Origin of the sequence: Enterobacter cloacae complex sp. 2022EL-00981 (assembly GCF_028737495.1) — a bacterium.
Taxonomy (GTDB): Bacteria; Pseudomonadota; Gammaproteobacteria; order Enterobacterales; family Enterobacteriaceae; genus Enterobacter; species Enterobacter cloacae.
On sequence record NZ_JAQZRK010000033.1, the window covers coordinates 34,936 to 52,317 of the forward strand.

The window sequence follows — 17,382 nt, forward strand, 5'->3', positions numbered from 1 at the left end:
CGGTTGTATCAGGGCGTGTTTTTTGCAGGCGTCACGGCAAAAGCATAGCCGCTGTCATCTTCGTAGCACGCTCCGCTGACTTCACCCTGTGCAATCCTGTGTGCGGCCTGCTCTATAAAGAAAGCAAGCGTACCCTGTGTATAAAATCTCCCTCCCTGCACCCGGACAATGAAATGCCGGTGTCCAGATGTCATGAAGAGTGGAGAATGTCCTTCGGTGATATCGTCCGGTAGCTCACATCCCGCAGGAGAATTAAACCAGCCAGGCGGCTCGTCAATCTCCTGCTGCCGGACCTCATAATTCAGCCCGCTGTTCACCACGTCAGCGACAGTACACGTCGGGTGATGGGGGAAAGATGGCTGCATTCTCACTTTTCCAGCAACGTCATTGATGATGCTCACCACATCTCTGGTCAGTACAGCCTGTGTGGCCCTGACATTGATGGATACCTGTTTTAGCGGAAAGGATGTCGGGGTGAATTCTGGTACCGGTTCTGTAATGTACCAGCCCTCATGAGCACATCCACGGATAAGTACATTGAGCAGCATGCCAGCGTACCCGTCGTTCACCGCGTCATCTTCAATGTCTTTCGTCCTTTGTTCAGACATTCTTGGCGACGTGTACCACTGCCGCGCCCGAAAAACCCAGCGACTGATCGTCAGTCTGTGTTCCAGTGGTATTGCCACCACACGCCGGGATCTATCACGCGTCAGTTTGTAGCCCGTTTCAGTCAGACCGTTTTCCAGCCCGCGAAGCATCGCCTGGTATAATTCCCGGTTAGCAAAGGCATGAACCGCATCGGCATGTCGGGCACTGCCAAATTGCGCCAGAGGGACAGGTAATCCCGGTCTGCTCTCCCACGCCTGACGTACACGCCGTGCATCTGCAAAATACTGAACAGCAATCCAGCCAGCGAGTAGCGCAACGACGACAAGAATACCGGTCATGCCCTCAGTATCGCGCAAACAGGTGAGCATCCCCTGCAGTCCCTGGGGACTGGTGAAACAGCTGATTAACGCCATGCGTTCATCTCCTCCATTCTGTTGCGGATAAGCCTGACGAGGTACAGGGGAAACGCCTCGTCACGTTTTTCCGGCATCGCCGGCAGATGCGGGTTCTCAGCGCGCCACTGATTCCAGGCACCGGTGATCAGCGCCGGTTGCCATGATGCAATTTCAGGGTACAGCTGACAGAGGCGATTCACTTCCTCTTCACTGCCTTTGGTTCCAGTATTGTGTCTCAGTGACATTCTGCGTTCTCCTGCCCTTCGCCTGCGAACAACCTGTCGAGGCGCTCAGAAAGAGACATAGACGGCCTTTTTTTACGTTTCGCGCTGTCCTCGGCCCGCATGTTCTCCAGTAAGAGGTGGATGATGTAGTCCGGGAAACGTTCATCACGTTTCGACGGCTCCCGGCTGTCCTGCTGGTTCTGCTCACACCAGTGGAGCCAGGCTTTGGTCACCAGTACCGGATGCCAGGAGTCAATTTCGGGGTACAGCGTCTTCAGCCGTTCTGCTGTTCCCATGCGCGGAGTTATCTCTGCGGGTGTACGCGGTTTTCTGGCGTAACGGCGATGGGATGTGACCGCCTGACGCATTTCGGGAAACAGGTCACCTAACGTGGTTGCACTCATTTTTTTGCTCCTGATACCGGAATTTCTTCCACTTTCATCACGCGGCCGTCGCGTGAGATCCGCGCGGGGACGTGCTCAAAACCGAATTTACGGGTCAGTACGCCAGACTGGTCGAAGTAGATACGTTCATTAAGCGCATCACTGGTTTCTTTGATGTTGCCGTTCACCAGGATGACCTTCACGCTGGTCTGACCGGCGAGCTGCTGTCGGGTCCAGTTCACCTGCTCCTTATCATCGCCGTCGATAAAAAAGAGCACCTGGCTGAAGGGCACCTTATCCAGAGGATTGACCGTATCGCCCTTCCGGGCGATCACGTTGCCCTGCATGTCAGTGATCGTTTCCTTCACGGTAAATGTCGGGTCCCAGGCAAAGCTGCGGTATTCCTTCGCTTTCGTGAGCCCTTCCACTGGCGTCGGACGTACCGCATGCTCCTTCACTCTTTCCGTTGCCTCTTTGCGCAGGCGGTCAAGTTCACCCGTCTGCTCCATTCCCTTCAGGCGATTCTGGATAAACGCCAGCATGTCCTGCTCTGCAGGCTCGAAGACGTTGCCCCAGGTTCCGAGATCTTTCGCTCCGCTGCCGGCGGAGAGCATCAGCAGCATCATACCCATCAGCTTTAGTCGTCTTTTCACTGGCCCCCCTGAGTGCGGCGCGCAATGTCAGCACGGATCTCATTCGTGATATCCCGCTGGTCGCTCATCACCGCCGGTTTAACCAGAATGATGGCGTTATGTGAGGCCTGCCATTCACCGAGACTGTCTGACAGCGCGGAATTGAAACGCGTTGTTAGCACCCTGGCCTTGTCTTCATCGAGTTGCAGCTGCGCGGACTGCTGCATAAACAGGTCGACTGTCCCCTTCATATCGAATACCACCACCTCCGGGGTGACGGCTTTCGCCGTCATATATGCCACACCTGTCATGGCCAGAAGTCCCGCCAGCCCCAGCATGCTGGCTTTAACCCAGCGGGATGTTTTGCTGGCGATCGTTGCCCCATCGTTGACGGTATCGCCTTCATACGGCTTGTCCTGTTGTTCACTCATGCTGCTTTCACCCATTCTTCAAGTTCACGAAGCTCATTGCCGAATTTCTTCTCCGCCAGCAGATATGCCGCTTCTTCAGCAGTGGCCCCGGCCTCTCTCTGCAATTTCTGCATGAAGGCAAAGTCCTCACCACGCGAGCTGAACATGGCGCGTGTGACGGGGTCGACGAACAGACGGTGGAAGGAGCTGTATTCGCCGGCGTTTATCAGCAGGGAGCTGTAGCCGGTCTGCAGGGCGGGCTGGAAGCCACGGATAACTTCTTTTTCCATGTCCGAGAACTGATCCGGGTTATCGGCAAGGTACTGTTTAAACGCCTTAGCATCCTGCAGCAGGGTGATTTTGGTGGAGCTGTTGTTCCAGGCGGCTTCCGCTTCCTTACTGGCGCTGAAGTCCTTGATACCCTGGGTGATAGTGATAAACGCGCCACGGTGACGACGCACAGTACGGTAGCCGGTTTCGATAAACCGTGCCGCGTGCGGGTTGGAGCCACCCAGCAGACGCCAGGCCTCGTCGATGATGCAGACTTTTTTGAGGTCGCGCGGGCTGTGGTACATCTTTTCCTGAATCGCCAGAATGAGCGAGAACAGGATAGCGGAGAGCAGCTTCGGCTTGTCTTCCAGACTCAGCAGCTCCAGTACCGCGAAGCGGGTTTCACCATCGAGCGTCGGGGTGTCGGCATTAAAGTATTCTCCGTCCGGCCCCCAGGTGCAGTAGGTATCGAGTAGCATGGCCAGCTCAGCAAGGCGCGAGATGATGGTTGGCTTGTCTGCAAACGCCTGATTCACATCCTCGTTAGTCAGGTAATTATGAACGTCGTCGATACGGGCTTTGTTTGCCTTCTTCTCCCACGCATCCATTACCGCTTTCTGCAGGATCGCCTCGCAGACGCCATCAAGCGGCTGCGTCGGGCTGGCGAGTACCGTCAGCAGACGCACAATCCCTTCAGCAGAGTGCTTGATATCTTTGACGTTGGCGAACGGGTTAAAGCGCAGTTTAGCGCCATCGAGATAAACCCCGCCGGCCTGATGACAGTAGTTTTTATAACTGTCACCCATGTCGATAACCCAGGCGTATCCCCCGGCATTCAGCACGTCGCGCAGGATACCCTGCGTCAGGAAGGATTTACCCGCGCCAGACGTGCCGGTCACGGCGATGTTAAAGTTGGTGCTGCCGTTCTCCTCACCAAACATGTCGTAGAATGCGACCTGGTTGCGGTAGGTCGGCAGCGGCATACCTACATTCGACAGCTGGCGTTCTGCCACGACCGGCATCAGACTCACCGCGTTCCATGACTTGGCGCGCAGCGTCGCGCCTGTTGTTTTCAGGTCTTCCCACATCCCTTCCTGCATGACGAACGGGAAGCTGGCCAGCCAGTTACGCATCTGCTGGTACTGTATCGTTACCATCTCCAGCTCGTTCTTGCGGAACACGTTCACGGCGGCCAGCTCACAGGCCTGTGCGTCAGTATTGTTGTCCGGCGCGAACAGGGTCAGGTTAAAATACGTATTGCAGAGTGCAATTTCGTTATTGTTCAGTTGTTCACGGGTACGTCGCCATTCCTCTGCGGCTCTTTTGGTACCGGGAAAAAGTGCGGCGTAGGCTGAGTTGGCCTTTTTGGACAAATCGGTATCTTTGCGAAATGCCTCACTCTGGCTTTTGGTCTGCTCCTCCAGCTCCGTTGTCCAGGTCAGCATAAAGGGACAGGGTATTCCGAGGTCAGGAAAGCGAATGTTCTGCAGATTGTCCGCCCCCTGCCACAGGGCGAAGCGTTTAGGCGTTTTGGCAAGCTGCATGTTGATAATTCGGCATGCCGATGCCGGCAACCGTGTCCCGCGCGCGTCGATGGTCTCGGGCAACGTCATCCGAAGATGCGACGGATAAACATCAAGCCCTATCCCCTGATCAACCACCTGGCGGTTCAGCTTTTCATCCTCGTTGTAGTCCCCGGAGGACGTCAGTACCTGTTCCTGGCGGTAGTTCATCTGCTCGCGCACCGCAGACAGGAAGCCGTTCACATCAACGTTCACGCTGTCGATGCGCGCAGCGCCCAGGGAGACGCGGATGGTGTTGCGGATCTGAACCAGGTCATCAATCACCCGTTGTGTCTGGGAGGCGCGCTTCAGCGGCTGACCATAGACAAGAAAGATGCGGTAGTTACGCAGGTAGAGTGGGTATTCGCGTTCGTTGGCCAGACCGTGCAGCGCAGAGCGCTGCCAGAACGCGCGGGTGATTTTATTGAGGTGATCGGCCATCCCTCCTTTCCACATATCGTTACTCACACCGCGATCGATACGTTCCCCGACACACTTGCTGGCAAGCATAATGACGGTGACGGGAGTCTGGCGGGGCAGTTTTTTGCGCAGCATGTCATCAAGCGCGGCCATCACCTGTTCGTTCGCGCCAGGCAGCGGGGCGGCTTCCATGATGAAGCCTGCAGAGCCGGCGTTGACGAAAATCTCATTGATGTCGTCGTAATACCGGTACGGCAGTGCCGCAACCAGGGACGGGTAGCCCCACGTCTGGGAAAGATTCTCGCGGGCCGTGGCGGCACCGTCTTCCTCTTTCCCGTTTTTCAGCATATCCATCAGGTTGTCGACAAAACTCATTTTCGACCCTCCGCAGCGGCCCGGATTAACTCCAGGCGACGCAGTTTTTCATCGTTCATCTGCCCGGTGTGCGGTGCATCACCGACAGTTTTAATCTGCCAGTCACAGCTCACGCTCAGAACGGCCAGCGTTTCATCGTCGGTATCGACTGACTGTGTGGCAGTGATTTGCGCCGTTCTTTTCCGTGTATGGGTGAATGATTTCACCAGATGGTCGACGCCGTTCTGGCCGGAAACGTAGTGGCTGCTCATTCCCCGCCCTCCCCGATAACGCGATAGCTCTCATCCCAGTGGGATTTGTTCTTCACGAACTCGACCACTGCCGGCTGATGGAAGTTGTCGTCTGTGTCCACCCAGGGGGCAATCCACAGGCGCTGCGTGGCGTCAGGAATACGCTGAACCGGAACGCGGCCCGCCGTGTTAACCGGCACGGGGGTCACATGACTGGTCGTGGCCAGCGGGGTGACCAGTGAGCCGGACGTTTTCGCGGGCGCAGTGGTGAGTGGCTTAGCGGCACTGGTTCCGGTTGCTGCGACGGAGACAGGACGGAACGGATTCACGACCGGTGCCGAATTGCGCAGTGCCGGCAGGGTTTCACCCGCAGGCTTTTTTGCGTTTTTTTCGGCCGTCAGGTCATCCAGACTTTTACCCTGAGCGGCCAGCTTGTTGGCCTCACCGGTGGTCAGGCACTGGTCGGTCGCGGTCTTGTTGCAGTCGAAATCAGAATTGAGACCGGCGCAGCCGGTCAGTGCGCTGCACAGCAGTGCAGCACCCAGTAGTTTTTTCATGGGAGTTACTCCGGTTGGAATTTCAGGGTTGTGGTGAAAAACGAATGAGAAGGCTCTGGTTCAAAATTAATTACGTTGGCCGTGGAGGACTACTATAAAGAACTGGAATACTCCGCTGGAGAACACACCAATGAAGAACATATTAATTGTCACGAAGTCCAGGCTCATCCGTATGAAGCCGTATACGATGATAACCAGGAGCATTACGAGCCAGGGTGCTATAACACCAAAGGCCGCATCCCCGATATCATTTCTGCTATATATTCCCGAGGTAATCACAAGCAGGAACAGGCATACAAGTAAGGCGATGCGCCAGTGCAGCCAGCCATACTCACCAATGCCGTTTCGGTTCAGAACAGCCCATATGGTCAACTCGCAGGAATAAACCAGGAGAGGAATAGCCACATGGCGGTAGTCATACAGGACTTTTTTCAGTGAAAACTTTCTGGCAGTCGTCGTCATTTCATCTCTCCGGCACTAAACATGCGTAAGTCACTCAACCCACCGGCCTCACAGCGCATAATTGCTGTCATGACCTTATCGGGTGTCCATTCCATGCGGGTGATGTCACCGTCCTTAACGCCGTAAGAGCCGTTCATTACGCAGGTCACGGGGACCGCTTTACCCGCGAGACCCTGTTTTGCACTAACGGCGATCATCGCCTTTTGCCCTGGAGTAAATGCAGATGGATAACTCCAGTTAAAAGCCACATCAGACAGTTCGGGAGGCGGTGGCAGTACCTGCTGGTTTTCTTTTTTTGCCTGCGCGATTTGTTGATTCACCCACGCCTTATCAGAGGAGGAAAGGTCGTGCTGACTTAATAACCAGACCAGCAGCGCGGTTCCCATCCATCCCGGGCCGCTTCGTTCTTTCTCCCGAATAACTGTCTGCAGCTTTTCTGAAGGAAGGGTCTGCGTTCGAGACAAAACGGAACGGTAGCTGCCGGCTTTTTCAGGTGTCCGCGAGTTGTAACGGTTGACCGGCGTCACGGGTACAGCACTTTTATAAGTGATCGGTCCTGATGTTGACGGTCGCGGGGAGCTTCGCACAGCAGAGCCTTTCGATGAGGACGCGCTGAAAGACCTTGAGCCAGAACCCGGGCTTTTACCGGCATGCGCAGTTAAGGTGCTGAGCAGAAGACCTGCGGTCAGGCCTGCTGCTATAAGGCGTCTGGCCATTATGTTCATCGCAGCTCCTTGAGGGCTGCCAGCCCGTTAACTGTTATGACGGTCTTATCCCGAGCCTGTTTCTGAATCCACTGAATCTGGCGGGGATTCAGGAGTTGGGTCACCGGAGAGTAATTTTCATCCTGCCAGATACGACAGTTACCGATGCAGCGAAGCTGCCAGAGATAAGCGCTGCCAGGGTCCTGCAGTTCCTGGTAGATGGAATAAAGCTTTGCAGGTGCGTTGTTCTCTCCCGCCAGCCAGGCCCTTGAGTAGTAACCCGCCGCGCGCTGGCTGTCTTTGATTGTCCACTGTCCTTTTTGCAGTATGTCTCCGGCGGCCATTAACAACTCTTTATCCTTCCGGCTGCCGGCTGCTTTTTCCGCCAGCGTCAGGAGTGGCTCATAGAGCTCAGGGCGGCTTTCAACAAACCCCGGCGCGTCATCCCTGCTGAACGCCAGAACCAGTGCATCCGGATTATTTTTCCGGGCTGCGCTCAGAACCAGTGAAGCTGCCAGCTCGCTGTATTGTTCACGGATATCGCTGGAGATATCACCCGGGTCACTGGCAGACAATTCCAGCCAGGCATGCCAGGGGTCTTTATCAGCGAGAGCCTTTTTCTTTGCTACCAGGAAGCTTTCTTCACCGCGCCCGGTCGCAGACCCAAATAAATAGTCCAGTGCGCTGGTCATCCCGGCGGTAGCAAGATGAGGGGTACTGAACAGCAGGGCCAGAGAGAGTGTAATTGCCGTTTTATGCTTCATTCACTTCGTCCTTTTTTTGCTGCCGACACAGGTTTTCTTGCTGAGGAACTTCAGGTCAGGTTTCTTTTCTGGCCAGACACTCATCGCTTCCAGCTGATACCAGTTTCTGATGTTGCTGGCCGTCAGGCCTTCTGTTTCAGCCTGATGCTTCAGATAGTCCCAGGCAGGAAGGTTCAGGGGTTCATAGGCAGAAAGCATCCTGTCGAATACCTCCGTCCAGCTTTCGTTGTGGCGGGGGACAATTCGCCTGCATATCCATTGGGTCAGAAATAACCAGACAATCAGGAAACCCAGTGCCCACAGTGATGGGTGGTACGTAAGAACCGGCCCGCCTACACTGAGAAAGATGATAAACACCAAAAACATGTACCTGCTTGCTGTCGGAGTCGGTCGGCCAGCCTCCCATTCAGCAATATGCATCCGCATTTTCCTGAGCAGGCTGTTATTACGCTCTTCATCACGCATTCCGGCTTCCTTATCTGGCGGTTCTGCAGGCTGTGACAAGCGATGAACGGAGTACACGAAACTCAATCACATCGTTACGCTCCAGTAGCCTCAGAGCATCTGGTGAACATGCCATTGCCGCCTTCAGCGCCAGTGAAACAGCCAGGCTGCGGTAACGATTTTCCAGAACTGTGGGGGCATTGCGGGGTACGACAGACAACACACGCAGATATGCTTTCCAGGCGTCCGGGTGGGCTGTTGCCTCACGCTCCACAGCTTCAAGCTGTATTGAATTCTCCATCTCTGTTTTGGCAGCAGCGGCTGCCTGGTTAAAAGTCACCGCTGCAGCAGCTGCATTCACCGCGCCAGGTGTTGCCAGGGAAAGCGCCATCAACAAAACTGCGGCAGTACGTTTCATTTACCCTCCTCATTACATTCGGTTTTCTAGTCGGGCTCCCGTTTATCCAGCCATTTAGTGAAGCTGTAGGATTGCCGTTCATCTCGCTGACGCCTGAAAAGCGCACGTGCTTCTTTTTCGTCCTTGAGCCAAGCAGCAACGTCATCAGGCTCTATTGCCCTCTTCTCATTTACGGTGCGGCACAGTTTTTCGAATGCGTCCTGATTCATCGGGCTGTAGGACAGCAATGCCTGATTGATTCGACCCTCCCAGGTGTCCGGGGTATCTTCTTTTCCTGTAAAGAGCCGGAACAAGAGGAAGGCGAGCATGAAGCCCAGAACGACAAATCCAGCCTTAATATGAAAAACACCGTAGAGAAAAATACTGCAGGGCAGAAGTGCGAGCGCTGTGGGCATCAAAAACCGCCGGTACTTGTGAATCTTTTTCCCGGTGCGCCATTTGTTCAGGTCTTCTTCGATAACATCCAGCCTGGTTTTATACGACATATGCATCGTCTCCTCAGTTAATTATGTCGCCGGAATGTGGCTGGCGCCCATCACGAAGAACGGCATCCGAAATGGCGTTGAACTCCGCATCCAGCCACTGTCTGAGTTCTTCCTGCATCAACTCATCCTTATGAAAAACAGAGACGGCCAGGGTACGCATGGCATCAATATCAAGCGGCTCATATGCCCGAATTTTCTTCTGTATTTTTTCTTCCCATGTTTCACCAGGCTGTAACAATCCGGCGAGAATAAATGCTAGTCCAATAGCAAAGGAAGCCACGGTAAGCCTCTGATTGCCTGACCAGAAGCTAAAAATCAGCATCCCTGTAGCGGTTAATACTCCTACAAAAAATATCCAGTGGGGTTTTGTGTTTTTTCCTGCAGACCAGTCTTTCCAGTCCCGTTCAATACCCCTCAGAAAATTGATACGGTCATCTATGCGTGGTCCCTTCATTTGCTCTCCTTTTGGTCACTGTCGTTTGGTCCCGGGAGGGGTTCGGCGGAGTCATCTGGCCAGATGGGAGGTCGTATACGAATCAGGACGATGGCCATGAAGATTGCACCAAAGATGCGAAATGCGTATTCCTCCCGTACTCCTTTGATAATGATTGCAATCACCGCCACCCACCAGAGAACCCAGCAAATCGAATAGAACCAGTTAACTGTTATCCTTAATCGACGGTTCACATCCTTTGCTTTGTGGTCTGGCCCGTCCCCCTGCGCTGTTGTTTTCATTTGCCCTCCTTTTCTTCAGGTGCTGAGGGGGAAGGGTGCAGCGTACGCCAAACCATGCCCCCGGGAATTGATTCAGCAAGAAAAAGGTTTCCAGCCAGCCAGATAACTAATCCGGTCAGCTGTATCCACTTAAAACTGGAGTAAAGAGTGGCGAACAAAATGGACCATGAAACGATGAATGTCAGCGCTGGCCTCCATCGGGTTGTTGCCCAAAACAGTAATTTTCGTGCGTCCATCTTCATCCCTCATCAGTTGATGGTGTCACCGAGGCGCAGCTGACTGGCCTGACGGAGAACGTCATCCGGGTTGATATTGCCCACTGAGGTGGTGCTGGATGCAGTGGTCTGGCTCGCAGGCTGAGGAGTCACGGCGTTCTGCGCGGCGTTGCCGGCTTTCTGCAGTTCCTCTTTCGCTTTCGCGTCATCGGCATCCTCGATGGTTTCAAGGCGGAAGCCCTTCTGGAAGACCACAGTTACCAGGTTACCAGCGCCGATATCAATCACGGGGTGATACTGCTCGGCGCGCTTAATCCAGTACTGGCTCAGCGTGTCGGCCGCCTTACTGGCTCCGCCGCCAAAGCCCTGCTTAAACACATCCGCAGCTCCAACATCAGCAGTGGCACCGAGGCCGACAGAAGGTGTTGCCGCAGATTTGATGCCTTCACCAAAACCTGACAGGAGGCCTGCTGCACCGGCGTAGCCGACAATCATGCCGTTTCGCATGACTGGCTTGCCGCGAACACCGCCTTTACCCTGGTAACTGACGTGGCCATCGAACTCCATATCGACGTGCTTGCCGTTTTTCAGTACGCAGCTGAGTGATTTCGTCCGGACAATCCCACGCTCGCTGGAGATGTCACCCCAGATTTCCCCCACCACAAAGCAGCCGTCTGCGCTGTACTCTTTGTTGTTCGGCATCTGAATATTGCCCAGCAGGCGGATGGTGACTGGCTGGGTGTTCTGCTGACCGGTGACGCTGGCGTTGGCGTCAGCGCCTTCAATCAGGATGGCATCGGAGAACGAACCCGACGGAATCCAGGGGAGTTTGGTTGGCTTTTTCTTCAGGCTTTCATAGCTGAATTTTGTGGTCGACAGCCCGCCCGTCATACGCTGGCCTGAGCCGCCCGGATAGAACCCTGCGCCCTGCCCCATGTTGACACCAGTGGCGGCCGGTGCTCCTGTGGGGGTCACGGTGTATTCGGGAGGTCGGGCCTGACCGGCAGCAACGGGACCGGGGAGTGGTGTTCCGTTCTGGCCGGCAGGTGGTGTCTGCTGGCCAGTGGTCGTGTTGCTGCCGGGGGCTTTCGTTAGCTGGTCATTCAGGCGCTGAATTTCTTCATCCTTTTTGGCCAGTTGTTGCTCGGTGGTGAGCTTGTTCTGTGCAAACTGCTGGGTGAGCGTGGCGAGCTTGTCCTCAAGTGCGGAGGTCTTGGCCTGCTGCTGTGCCAGTGCGGCATCATTAACCTGCTGGTTAAATGCTGCCGTGACCACGCCGGTCATGTTTGGGGTGGCGACCGGCGCGGGGTGTTTCTGTTCCTGCTGATGTTGCCCGTACCAGATAACGCCGCTCGTGGCGGCGGCGCCTCCCACGATAACGGCGGCAAGAATGGCCAGTTGTTTGCGCCGGGTTTTCAGGTTTTTATTCAGGCTCATGGGCGGGTGTCTCCGTCATCTGAAAACACAATCCAGGCGTAGCCTTCGCCACCGGCATAAAGCTGGTTCTGCGACAGCATCACGGCCCGGACGCCCTTGCGCCAGAAATCGCGCTCGCGCAGGCTGCGGGTGATGCTACCCGGATTGCTCATCCGGAAGCGCACAACGCGCAGGTGGTTACCAACAAACTGGCGTTCCGGTGTCAGGCGTACATCACTGGCGGGTGTGTATGCAGGCATGCGGCTGACCGGATACTCCTGATAGTCATCCGGCACCTGACCGTTGACTACGGTGCGTGACAGCGCGACCAGTGTTTTTTCGTAGGTCTGTCCTTCTTCCCATGCCTTCGCATCGTCGTTCTTGCGAAGTGGTGGTGACATCGGGGTGAAGCGCAGTGTTTTGCCATTCCCCGGCTGCGGCCTGATGTTAAGACTCAGGGATGAGCCGCGGTCGGTCTGAATAAACAGCGTGAAGTTCTGGCTGACAAGTGGAGACAGAATAAGTGCTCCGTCGTCGGTCTGGCTCTGGTCATAGGCACCGGTTGGTCCGCTGATGCTGGTAATGAGTTCTCCGTCGACAACAACCTTGCTCGGGTTAGTGTTGCTGAGAGTGACGTTAAAGGCGGCGTCGTTCTCAAACGGAATGGCTGCGGGTGCGGAAGCGGCCCGGAGGCCGCTGTTAAATAATCCCGCTGCCAGAAACACAGCAGCAGCTGCCGGTGAAATACGAAATTTCATGGGCAGTCCTGTCAGTTGGTGGTGGATACCGGCTGGAGTTCTTCGAAGCTGTGGAGGTTAATCACACCGTTCTCATAGCTCAGTTTCAGGCGGTATGTTTTTTCCTGGTCTTTCATCGGCGTGATGATTACGCCGTTAGTGGTGGAGGACTTCAGAACCCCGCTGTACTGCACGGAGCCATCATCCATGACGCGAATTTCTTTCGTGTCGAACTGGGTGGAAATGCCCGCTTTCCTGATGCGTTCAGCTTCAATATCCAGAGCTTTCTTGAGTTCGTCCCGTTCGTCGGAAGGGACGAATCCAAGAATCATTTTCTGGTTGTTGTCGATGTTTTCCGGGGTGACGTTCAGTCGCCAGTAAATAAAGGAGGCGGCGAATTGTGTCAGGCCTGGGGCGTCGACGCTTTTTGAATCTGATGCGAAGGGGCGATTAAATGTTAATGGTGTGGTAATGGTTTTCTGGGTGGTGGCAAAATACCATGCAAGCGAACCTGTCAGTACGTTACCGGCCCCCATAAGTAAAGTTAAAGCTGAAAGACCAATAAACGCATAGCGGAGTTGTTTATCGCGCTCTCCTTTAATATTCAGTTTCATGAAAACTATGCCCTCCAGTGCCGGAAACTAGAATCAGGTATCTGGCGAAAGGTAACTTTGAATAAAAGTGATGGCAGGTGCCAGTAACAGAAATTAAGTAACCAGTACGACCCCTGCCCTTTTTTCAGATATCTGACGATGAACCAGAGGATTCCCGCTATAACGCCAAGTTCAACTGACAGGTTGTTAAGCACCCCCAAAACAATAAGGGGTGCGGTAACAATTAACTCATCAATTGGCAAACCTAAATAGCGGTCCTGCTGGTTCATTGTTTCCGGGAAGTTGTATTTATCCTCCTCCCCGCTCATCGTTTAACTCGCGATGCCGAAGGCTACACGGGTAAAGATGATTGCCATTACGATACCGACGAATACCAGCGGTGAGCGAGCCTTGATGTAAATAAACAGGCCCATGATGATTTCGGCAATGTAGAACCATTTAATCAATGAAGAGCCAGAACCGAAGGTGGAATTAACCGTGGTGTTCTGTGAGGAAAGAAGGTCGGTGCCGCCAGCGAATGCCGGGTGAGTGACCATAAGTGCAATTAAAAAAGCGCCTGCTGACTTTAAGTAAAATTTAGTCTGGCGATTTTCACGTGCTTTGCGGAATAAAGACGCTACCGCCCATCCCTTACCGACGTTAAGGGCACTGCCTTTGGTTAACATGTTTGTTTTCTCCGAAGTAAACAAAAGTGAGTCGCGTAAGTGCTTGTTTACGCGGGCGCAATTGTCCCATGACCCTAAAAAAAAAAAACTGTGACACACGTCACACTTTTTGGAATCATTCAGATTTATCCGAATATGTAAGTGAGTAGGCTTTGTTGACCAGAAAGTACGGAAATGGCCTCCGGGATCTATAGCTATGAAAGTTAAAGAGAAAATGTGGGATGGTCGCGGCCGTCCACGTAAGTTCCAGCCGGGTGAAGCTGTGGAGTGGCGATTGCGTGCTCCGGATAATCTGCTTATGGAGCTGAGAATATGTGCCAGAGCTGGCAACAGGAGTGTGAATGAGGAAATTATTGCCAGGCTTTTGTTGTCGCTGAATTATCAGCCGGGTAAACCTGTGATTAAAACAGCGGAAGGAGAGAGGCTCATTGCGCTGGCGGTGAGATTTGAGGAATGGCTTGGAAAATTACTTGATGGTGAATCCGTTGATGCTGTGAAGGAAGTTAATGTCCCGCTCAAGCAAGAGCAATTGTGGATGTGGCGTGAGGGTGAAAGAATTTTGCTTCCGGGTAAAACAACCGGATATAGCATGCGTATTCCTGAGAACCTTGCGGATGAAATCAGGGCAATGGCGAAGGTGCATAACCGTAGTCTGAATGACGAAATGCTCACCCGCTTGATGAATACGCTGGGTTATTTCACGGAAAGGTTACTTGACCAGAACGAGGATGCGCAGGCACTTAAAGTTCTTTGCATGGAGTTCGAGGTGTTCCTGAAGGAAAAAATAAGGGAGGTGGAGAAATGTGACCTTCCCTGGGATGAAAAGCCGTCTCAGTGAGAGATGCGAGCCGGGGTTTCCGGCTCGCAGATTTATTCTTTTTCGTTGATGAAGTGCCTTGATTCCGCTTCGTCCTCGGCTGTGTTTATGCCACTTAAAATCATATCAAGCGTATCTTCCAGGCGACCTTCGCCGTCTTTTCCTGTCATTTTTAAATACATCTCAGCGATTAGGGTGGCAATGAGAACTGTGCCTTCGCGTGAGCCGGCTGCTTTTCTTATGAGGTCTCTTCGATATCCTTCGATATCAAATTGATTGCCATCCTCGCCATCGCGTTTATAAACAAGCAGTCCAAGCCTGATTAATTCGTTGCAGGTAGCTGATATGTTTGCTTCTCCAGCATTAGCGCCGTTCTGCAGGTCTTGTTGAACAATATCGCGAACTTCACGTTCAATTTTATCTTTAAGGTAGATGCCGACTCTTCCCATATTTCTTACCTGTTTTAAGTTAGTGTCGGAACCGACACTATGTATGGCCTGTTGGTGGATTACCAGATTGCTGTGCAAGGCTGTAATGGGTTGATACTGCTGCGAATCTGTGTTCTATACAGTAGTACAATCCAGCACTAAGATGTGCGACAGTGTGACACTGTGCGATATATAATTCAATGTAATTACAGCATATCTACAATTGTACGATACATGTGAGACACACCGACACTAACAGGTATCAGGATTATACGACAGTGTAGTGTCGGTATGTACGACATTAAACGGTCATATTCCAAAAATGCGCAAATTTCTTAAAGGCATGCACCTGAAATTAAAGGAAAAATCTGCAAGACGAAGTCTTGCGTGGGGTGTGATGTTTTAAGAGGTTAGTAAAGAGCGGCTCTGGAATACCTGCTCAGGTGCTGACTTGTTTATTTGAGCCTGTGCCAAGACGTCTGATTTAAAGCGTTCACGCGCGTTTGTAGTGAATCAACTTGATTAAGACGATCGGGCGGGGTATTTTTTAAAGCGGCTCCCATTCGTGCGTATATTTCGTTAAAAGGCCAGATAATGAAAATAACATTGATACCCGTTGCTGTGCTGGCCGTTTCACTTTCGGCGGGCGCAGCTCCCCAGATGTGTTTTGACCAGGCAGGAAAAGACTACCGAATTGATCCACTCCTGCTGATGTCAATTTCCATTAAGGAGAGCAGACTCAGGGCAGGTGCGATTAATGGATCAAACAGGAACGGGACAGAAGATGTCTGCGGGATGCAGGTGAACAGCTCTCATTATGGAAAGCTTAAAAACTTTAATATTACCCGTGACCGGTTGTTAAATGATCCCTGTATCTGTGTCTATACCGGTGCCTGGGTTCTGGCGCACAACTTCCGGTCGTATGGTAAAAACTGGGACAGCGTGGGAATGTATAATACCGGCCCCTCAAAAAAGCTCATCACTCAGCGCCGGGCATATGCCGAAGATATTAAAAATATATACCGCGTCTTGCTGGCAAGAAAAACGATCCTTTCTCAGCGTCTTGATCAAAGCGGGGGAATGGTAAATGCAGGGAAAACGGCAGAGACGGCATCACTGAATAACACGCAATAAAAAGCCGCTCATCAGAGCGGATTAATTTTCAGGCCTTCAGCTTTGCAAACTCCTCAGCCATTTTCCAGAGAGCCTGATTTAATTTGATATCACCATCAATTCCGGTGACCTCGCGCGTTCTGGTCGGCTTTCCTTTTTCCGTTCTGCCACGGATACCCCCACGGATCACATTTTCCTGCACCACGTTAAATGTGGTCCATAAATCCTGTCCCTGGTCGAGGACGCGGCGCGGGTTAATAATCTGCTCTGGTGTAATCGGTGCTGGTTTTCCGTCGTACTTAAGTTCCAGTGCCGTAGCACCCAGCAGGCGCTGCTCAGGTAACGTGAGATGAATGCTTTTCATCAGATCGATATTTTCAATAACCGCGTCAAATGTTTCCAGCACTGTATAAGCGCCCTCGATAACCTGCCCAACAATATCCCCTTTGTGAGGCACACGGATTTCACCAAAATCTTTCCAGGCGACCAGACCATTAGAGCAAACCTGACGGAACATGCCGGGGATCATTTTATAGCTGCTTGAACCATCATGGCTATTCAGCAAAATAATTTCCGGTACTTCTTTTCCGTTAATCTGGTCATGACGGCGCAGGCGAAGCATATGCTTTGTAAAGTCACGTTTATCCTGGTCACGTGTGCGTGACTGGGTTGCATAATACGGCTGGAATCCTTCATCACGTAAACGGTCAAGAATATTAATGGTCGGGATATAGGTGTAACGTTCTGAGCGAGAATCATGCTTATCAGCAGAAAACGCGCTCGGAACAATACGCTGCAATTCATCATTCGTCAGCGGGCGGTCCTTACGGATTGACGACGGCATACGATAGCGGCTTGCGAAACTGGCCATAATTATTGACTCCTGATTATTTAGTAAGTGATGAAGAAATAACGCGATAAAAATTATCCAGCGGCATTGCAGCTGCTACCGGGCGACCTTCAGCCACCCATACAGAGATATAATCCGGGCATTCGTCATTAATTAACGTCAGCTCGGTGGCGTTCACTGGCGGTGTAAAAATCGCCGGTTGTGGTTCCCCTTCGCTTGCAGCCAGGACCCAGCAAAACAGATCTGTAAACTGGGGCACGGTGAGGTTTGAATCACATCTTCCGGTAGATTCTTGAGCGGCGGTTTTGACGTTGACGTTTCGTGTGTGCATCCTGGTTTTCTCCTGTGGTGATGGTTGTCCATCTCCCTGGTGAGTTCTCTCGCGGCAAAGGGCAAAGGAGCAACGGCGAAGGACGGAAGGAAAGGGGCGCTGACAAAAGTTTTTGCC

General features: G+C 52.8%; 26 protein-coding genes. 2 read left to right on the top strand and 24 right to left on the bottom strand.

The genetic code is table 11. The features are described from left to right. Positions 1–8: 8 nt before the first annotated feature. The 21 genes from PUZ33_RS21260 to PUZ33_RS21360 all read right to left on the bottom strand — a co-directional run bounded on the left by PUZ33_RS21260 (position 9) and on the right by PUZ33_RS21360 (position 13,726). Entirely contained in the window at positions 9–1,022 is a 1,014-nt protein-coding gene (locus PUZ33_RS21260) for a hypothetical protein (protein ID WP_229078607.1), read from the bottom strand. After that, entirely contained in the window at positions 1,013–1,249 is a 237-nt protein-coding gene (locus tag PUZ33_RS21265) for a hypothetical protein (protein ID WP_061549487.1), read from the bottom strand. Before PUZ33_RS21265 ends, PUZ33_RS21260 begins: the two co-directional genes overlap by 10 nt. After that, positions 1,240–1,632: a hypothetical protein gene (locus tag PUZ33_RS21270; protein ID WP_061549486.1), complete on the bottom strand. Its 393-nt coding sequence runs from the start codon at positions 1,630–1,632 to the stop codon at positions 1,240–1,242. Before PUZ33_RS21270 ends, PUZ33_RS21265 begins: the two co-directional genes overlap by 10 nt. Next, positions 1,629–2,264 carry a type-F conjugative transfer system protein TraW gene (traW, locus tag PUZ33_RS21275; protein ID WP_206865145.1) on the bottom strand — a complete coding sequence of 212 codons (636 nt, stop codon included), beginning with the start codon at positions 2,262–2,264 and terminating at the stop codon, positions 1,629–1,631. The genes PUZ33_RS21270 and traW overlap by 4 nt, the downstream gene beginning before the upstream one ends. Further along, positions 2,261–2,674 (bottom strand): type-F conjugative transfer system protein TrbI, encoded by a 414-nt coding sequence (trbI, locus tag PUZ33_RS21280; protein ID WP_229078606.1) that lies wholly within the window; start codon positions 2,672–2,674, stop codon positions 2,261–2,263. The genes traW and trbI overlap by 4 nt, the downstream gene beginning before the upstream one ends. Further along, positions 2,671–5,280 (bottom strand): type IV secretion system protein TraC, encoded by a 2,610-nt coding sequence (gene traC, locus PUZ33_RS21285; RefSeq protein WP_214599679.1) that lies wholly within the window; start codon positions 5,278–5,280, stop codon positions 2,671–2,673. Before traC ends, trbI begins: the two co-directional genes overlap by 4 nt. Continuing rightward, positions 5,277–5,531: a hypothetical protein gene (locus PUZ33_RS21290; RefSeq protein ID WP_214599680.1), complete on the bottom strand. Its 255-nt coding sequence runs from the start codon at positions 5,529–5,531 to the stop codon at positions 5,277–5,279. Before PUZ33_RS21290 ends, traC begins: the two co-directional genes overlap by 4 nt. Continuing rightward, on the bottom strand, positions 5,528–6,067 hold the full coding sequence (traV, locus tag PUZ33_RS21295; protein ID WP_183274251.1) for a type IV conjugative transfer system lipoprotein TraV: 540 nt from the start codon (positions 6,065–6,067) through the stop codon (positions 5,528–5,530). Before traV ends, PUZ33_RS21290 begins: the two co-directional genes overlap by 4 nt. Positions 6,068–6,133: 66 nt before the next feature. Then, complete coding sequence (locus tag PUZ33_RS21300; RefSeq protein ID WP_206865141.1) at positions 6,134–6,529, bottom strand: hypothetical protein; 396 nt, start codon at positions 6,527–6,529, stop codon at positions 6,134–6,136. After that, positions 6,526–7,056, bottom strand: a complete 531-nt coding sequence (locus PUZ33_RS21305; protein WP_274205367.1) for a hypothetical protein — start codon at positions 7,054–7,056, stop codon at positions 6,526–6,528. The genes PUZ33_RS21300 and PUZ33_RS21305 overlap by 4 nt, the downstream gene beginning before the upstream one ends. A gap of 194 nt (positions 7,057–7,250) precedes the next feature. Then, positions 7,251–7,997 carry a hypothetical protein gene (locus tag PUZ33_RS21310; RefSeq protein ID WP_206865139.1) on the bottom strand — a complete coding sequence of 249 codons (747 nt, stop codon included), beginning with the start codon at positions 7,995–7,997 and terminating at the stop codon, positions 7,251–7,253. Further along, the gene (locus PUZ33_RS21315; protein ID WP_206865138.1) at positions 7,998–8,462 is read right to left on the bottom strand and encodes a hypothetical protein; all 465 of its coding nucleotides are present in this window, start codon (positions 8,460–8,462) and stop codon (positions 7,998–8,000) included. Positions 8,463–8,472: 10 nt separating this feature from the next. Continuing rightward, complete coding sequence (locus tag PUZ33_RS21320; protein ID WP_206865137.1) at positions 8,473–8,859, bottom strand: hypothetical protein; 387 nt, start codon at positions 8,857–8,859, stop codon at positions 8,473–8,475. 26 nt (positions 8,860–8,885) lie between these two features. Continuing rightward, positions 8,886–9,344, bottom strand: a complete 459-nt coding sequence (locus PUZ33_RS21325; protein WP_206865136.1) for a hypothetical protein — start codon at positions 9,342–9,344, stop codon at positions 8,886–8,888. Between the two features lie 13 nt (positions 9,345–9,357). Further along, entirely contained in the window at positions 9,358–9,798 is a 441-nt protein-coding gene (locus PUZ33_RS21330; protein ID WP_206865135.1) for a hypothetical protein, read from the bottom strand. Further along, positions 9,795–10,079: a hypothetical protein gene (locus PUZ33_RS21335; RefSeq protein WP_206865134.1), complete on the bottom strand. Its 285-nt coding sequence runs from the start codon at positions 10,077–10,079 to the stop codon at positions 9,795–9,797. The genes PUZ33_RS21330 and PUZ33_RS21335 overlap by 4 nt, the downstream gene beginning before the upstream one ends. A 248-nt stretch (positions 10,080–10,327) precedes the next feature. Then, positions 10,328–11,731: an F-type conjugal transfer pilus assembly protein TraB gene (gene traB / locus PUZ33_RS21340; protein ID WP_206865133.1), complete on the bottom strand. Its 1,404-nt coding sequence runs from the start codon at positions 11,729–11,731 to the stop codon at positions 10,328–10,330. Beyond that, entirely contained in the window at positions 11,728–12,468 is a 741-nt protein-coding gene (gene traK, locus PUZ33_RS21345; protein WP_229078604.1) for a type-F conjugative transfer system secretin TraK, read from the bottom strand. Before traK ends, traB begins: the two co-directional genes overlap by 4 nt. An 11-nt stretch (positions 12,469–12,479) precedes the next feature. Continuing rightward, positions 12,480–13,061, bottom strand: a complete 582-nt coding sequence (locus tag PUZ33_RS21350; RefSeq protein WP_125366775.1) for a TraE/TraK family type IV conjugative transfer system protein — start codon at positions 13,059–13,061, stop codon at positions 12,480–12,482. A gap of 5 nt (positions 13,062–13,066) precedes the next feature. Beyond that, positions 13,067–13,369, bottom strand: coding sequence for a type IV conjugative transfer system protein TraL (traL, locus tag PUZ33_RS21355; RefSeq protein WP_015572087.1), 303 nt, complete (start codon positions 13,367–13,369; stop codon positions 13,067–13,069). 3 nt (positions 13,370–13,372) lie between these two features. Next, a complete protein-coding gene (locus tag PUZ33_RS21360; protein WP_015572086.1) occupies positions 13,373–13,726 on the bottom strand; it encodes a type IV conjugative transfer system pilin TraA in 354 nt (117 codons plus the stop codon). A gap of 196 nt (positions 13,727–13,922) precedes the next feature. Here PUZ33_RS21360 and PUZ33_RS21365 point away from each other — a divergent pair, with 196 nt between their 5' ends. Then, positions 13,923–14,564: an Arc family DNA-binding protein gene (locus PUZ33_RS21365; protein ID WP_125366773.1), complete on the top strand. Its 642-nt coding sequence runs from the start codon at positions 13,923–13,925 to the stop codon at positions 14,562–14,564. Between the two features lie 32 nt (positions 14,565–14,596). On the opposite strand, the gene PUZ33_RS21370 is transcribed toward PUZ33_RS21365, so the two are convergent. Next, complete coding sequence (locus PUZ33_RS21370; protein WP_125366772.1) at positions 14,597–14,992, bottom strand: relaxosome protein TraM; 396 nt, start codon at positions 14,990–14,992, stop codon at positions 14,597–14,599. 573 nt (positions 14,993–15,565) lie between these two features. Here PUZ33_RS21370 and PUZ33_RS21375 point away from each other — a divergent pair. After that, entirely contained in the window at positions 15,566–16,105 is a 540-nt protein-coding gene (locus PUZ33_RS21375; protein WP_126493962.1) for a lytic transglycosylase domain-containing protein, read from the top strand. A 28-nt stretch (positions 16,106–16,133) separates the two neighbouring features. Here the strand turns inward: PUZ33_RS21375 and PUZ33_RS21380 are convergent, their stop codons facing one another. Further along, a complete protein-coding gene (locus tag PUZ33_RS21380) occupies positions 16,134–16,955 on the bottom strand; it encodes a DUF932 domain-containing protein (RefSeq protein WP_126493963.1) in 822 nt (273 codons plus the stop codon). A 16-nt stretch (positions 16,956–16,971) separates the two neighbouring features. Further along, the coding region (locus tag PUZ33_RS21385) for a hypothetical protein (protein WP_274205368.1) at positions 16,972–17,382 on the bottom strand (411 nt) is incomplete at its 5' end.

Bases quoted from the DNA above. Each gene is read 5' to 3' on its own strand.
- PUZ33_RS21260 (WP_229078607.1), bottom strand. From the start codon at position 1,022: ATGGCGTTAATCAGCTGTTTCACCAGTCCCCAGGGACTGCAGGGGATG.
- PUZ33_RS21265 (WP_061549487.1), bottom strand. From the start codon at position 1,249: ATGTCACTGAGACACAATACTGGAACCAAAGGCAGTGAAGAGGAAGTG.
- PUZ33_RS21270 (WP_061549486.1), bottom strand. From the start codon at position 1,632: ATGAGTGCAACCACGTTAGGTGACCTGTTTCCCGAAATGCGTCAGGCG.
- trbI (WP_229078606.1), bottom strand. From the start codon at position 2,674: ATGAGTGAACAACAGGACAAGCCGTATGAAGGCGATACCGTCAACGAT.
- traC (WP_214599679.1), bottom strand. From the start codon at position 5,280: ATGAGTTTTGTCGACAACCTGATGGATATGCTGAAAAACGGGAAAGAG.
- PUZ33_RS21290 (WP_214599680.1), bottom strand. From the start codon at position 5,531: ATGAGCAGCCACTACGTTTCCGGCCAGAACGGCGTCGACCATCTGGTG.
- traV (WP_183274251.1), bottom strand. From the start codon at position 6,067: ATGAAAAAACTACTGGGTGCTGCACTGCTGTGCAGCGCACTGACCGGC.
- PUZ33_RS21300 (WP_206865141.1), bottom strand. From the start codon at position 6,529: ATGACGACGACTGCCAGAAAGTTTTCACTGAAAAAAGTCCTGTATGAC.
- PUZ33_RS21310 (WP_206865139.1), bottom strand. From the start codon at position 7,997: ATGAAGCATAAAACGGCAATTACACTCTCTCTGGCCCTGCTGTTCAGT.
- PUZ33_RS21315 (WP_206865138.1), bottom strand. From the start codon at position 8,462: ATGCGTGATGAAGAGCGTAATAACAGCCTGCTCAGGAAAATGCGGATG.
- PUZ33_RS21320 (WP_206865137.1), bottom strand. From the start codon at position 8,859: ATGAAACGTACTGCCGCAGTTTTGTTGATGGCGCTTTCCCTGGCAACA.
- PUZ33_RS21325 (WP_206865136.1), bottom strand. From the start codon at position 9,344: ATGTCGTATAAAACCAGGCTGGATGTTATCGAAGAAGACCTGAACAAA.
- PUZ33_RS21330 (WP_206865135.1), bottom strand. From the start codon at position 9,798: ATGAAGGGACCACGCATAGATGACCGTATCAATTTTCTGAGGGGTATT.
- PUZ33_RS21335 (WP_206865134.1), bottom strand. From the start codon at position 10,079: ATGAAAACAACAGCGCAGGGGGACGGGCCAGACCACAAAGCAAAGGAT.
- traB (WP_206865133.1), bottom strand. From the start codon at position 11,731: ATGAGCCTGAATAAAAACCTGAAAACCCGGCGCAAACAACTGGCCATT.
- traK (WP_229078604.1), bottom strand. From the start codon at position 12,468: ATGAAATTTCGTATTTCACCGGCAGCTGCTGCTGTGTTTCTGGCAGCG.
- PUZ33_RS21350 (WP_125366775.1), bottom strand. From the start codon at position 13,061: ATGAAACTGAATATTAAAGGAGAGCGCGATAAACAACTCCGCTATGCG.
- traL (WP_015572087.1), bottom strand. From the start codon at position 13,369: ATGAGCGGGGAGGAGGATAAATACAACTTCCCGGAAACAATGAACCAG.
- PUZ33_RS21360 (WP_015572086.1), bottom strand. From the start codon at position 13,726: ATGTTAACCAAAGGCAGTGCCCTTAACGTCGGTAAGGGATGGGCGGTA.
- PUZ33_RS21365 (WP_125366773.1), top strand. From the start codon at position 13,923: ATGAAAGTTAAAGAGAAAATGTGGGATGGTCGCGGCCGTCCACGTAAG.
- PUZ33_RS21370 (WP_125366772.1), bottom strand. From the start codon at position 14,992: ATGGGAAGAGTCGGCATCTACCTTAAAGATAAAATTGAACGTGAAGTT.
- PUZ33_RS21375 (WP_126493962.1), top strand. From the start codon at position 15,566: ATGAAAATAACATTGATACCCGTTGCTGTGCTGGCCGTTTCACTTTCG.
- PUZ33_RS21380 (WP_126493963.1), bottom strand. From the start codon at position 16,955: ATGGCCAGTTTCGCAAGCCGCTATCGTATGCCGTCGTCAATCCGTAAG.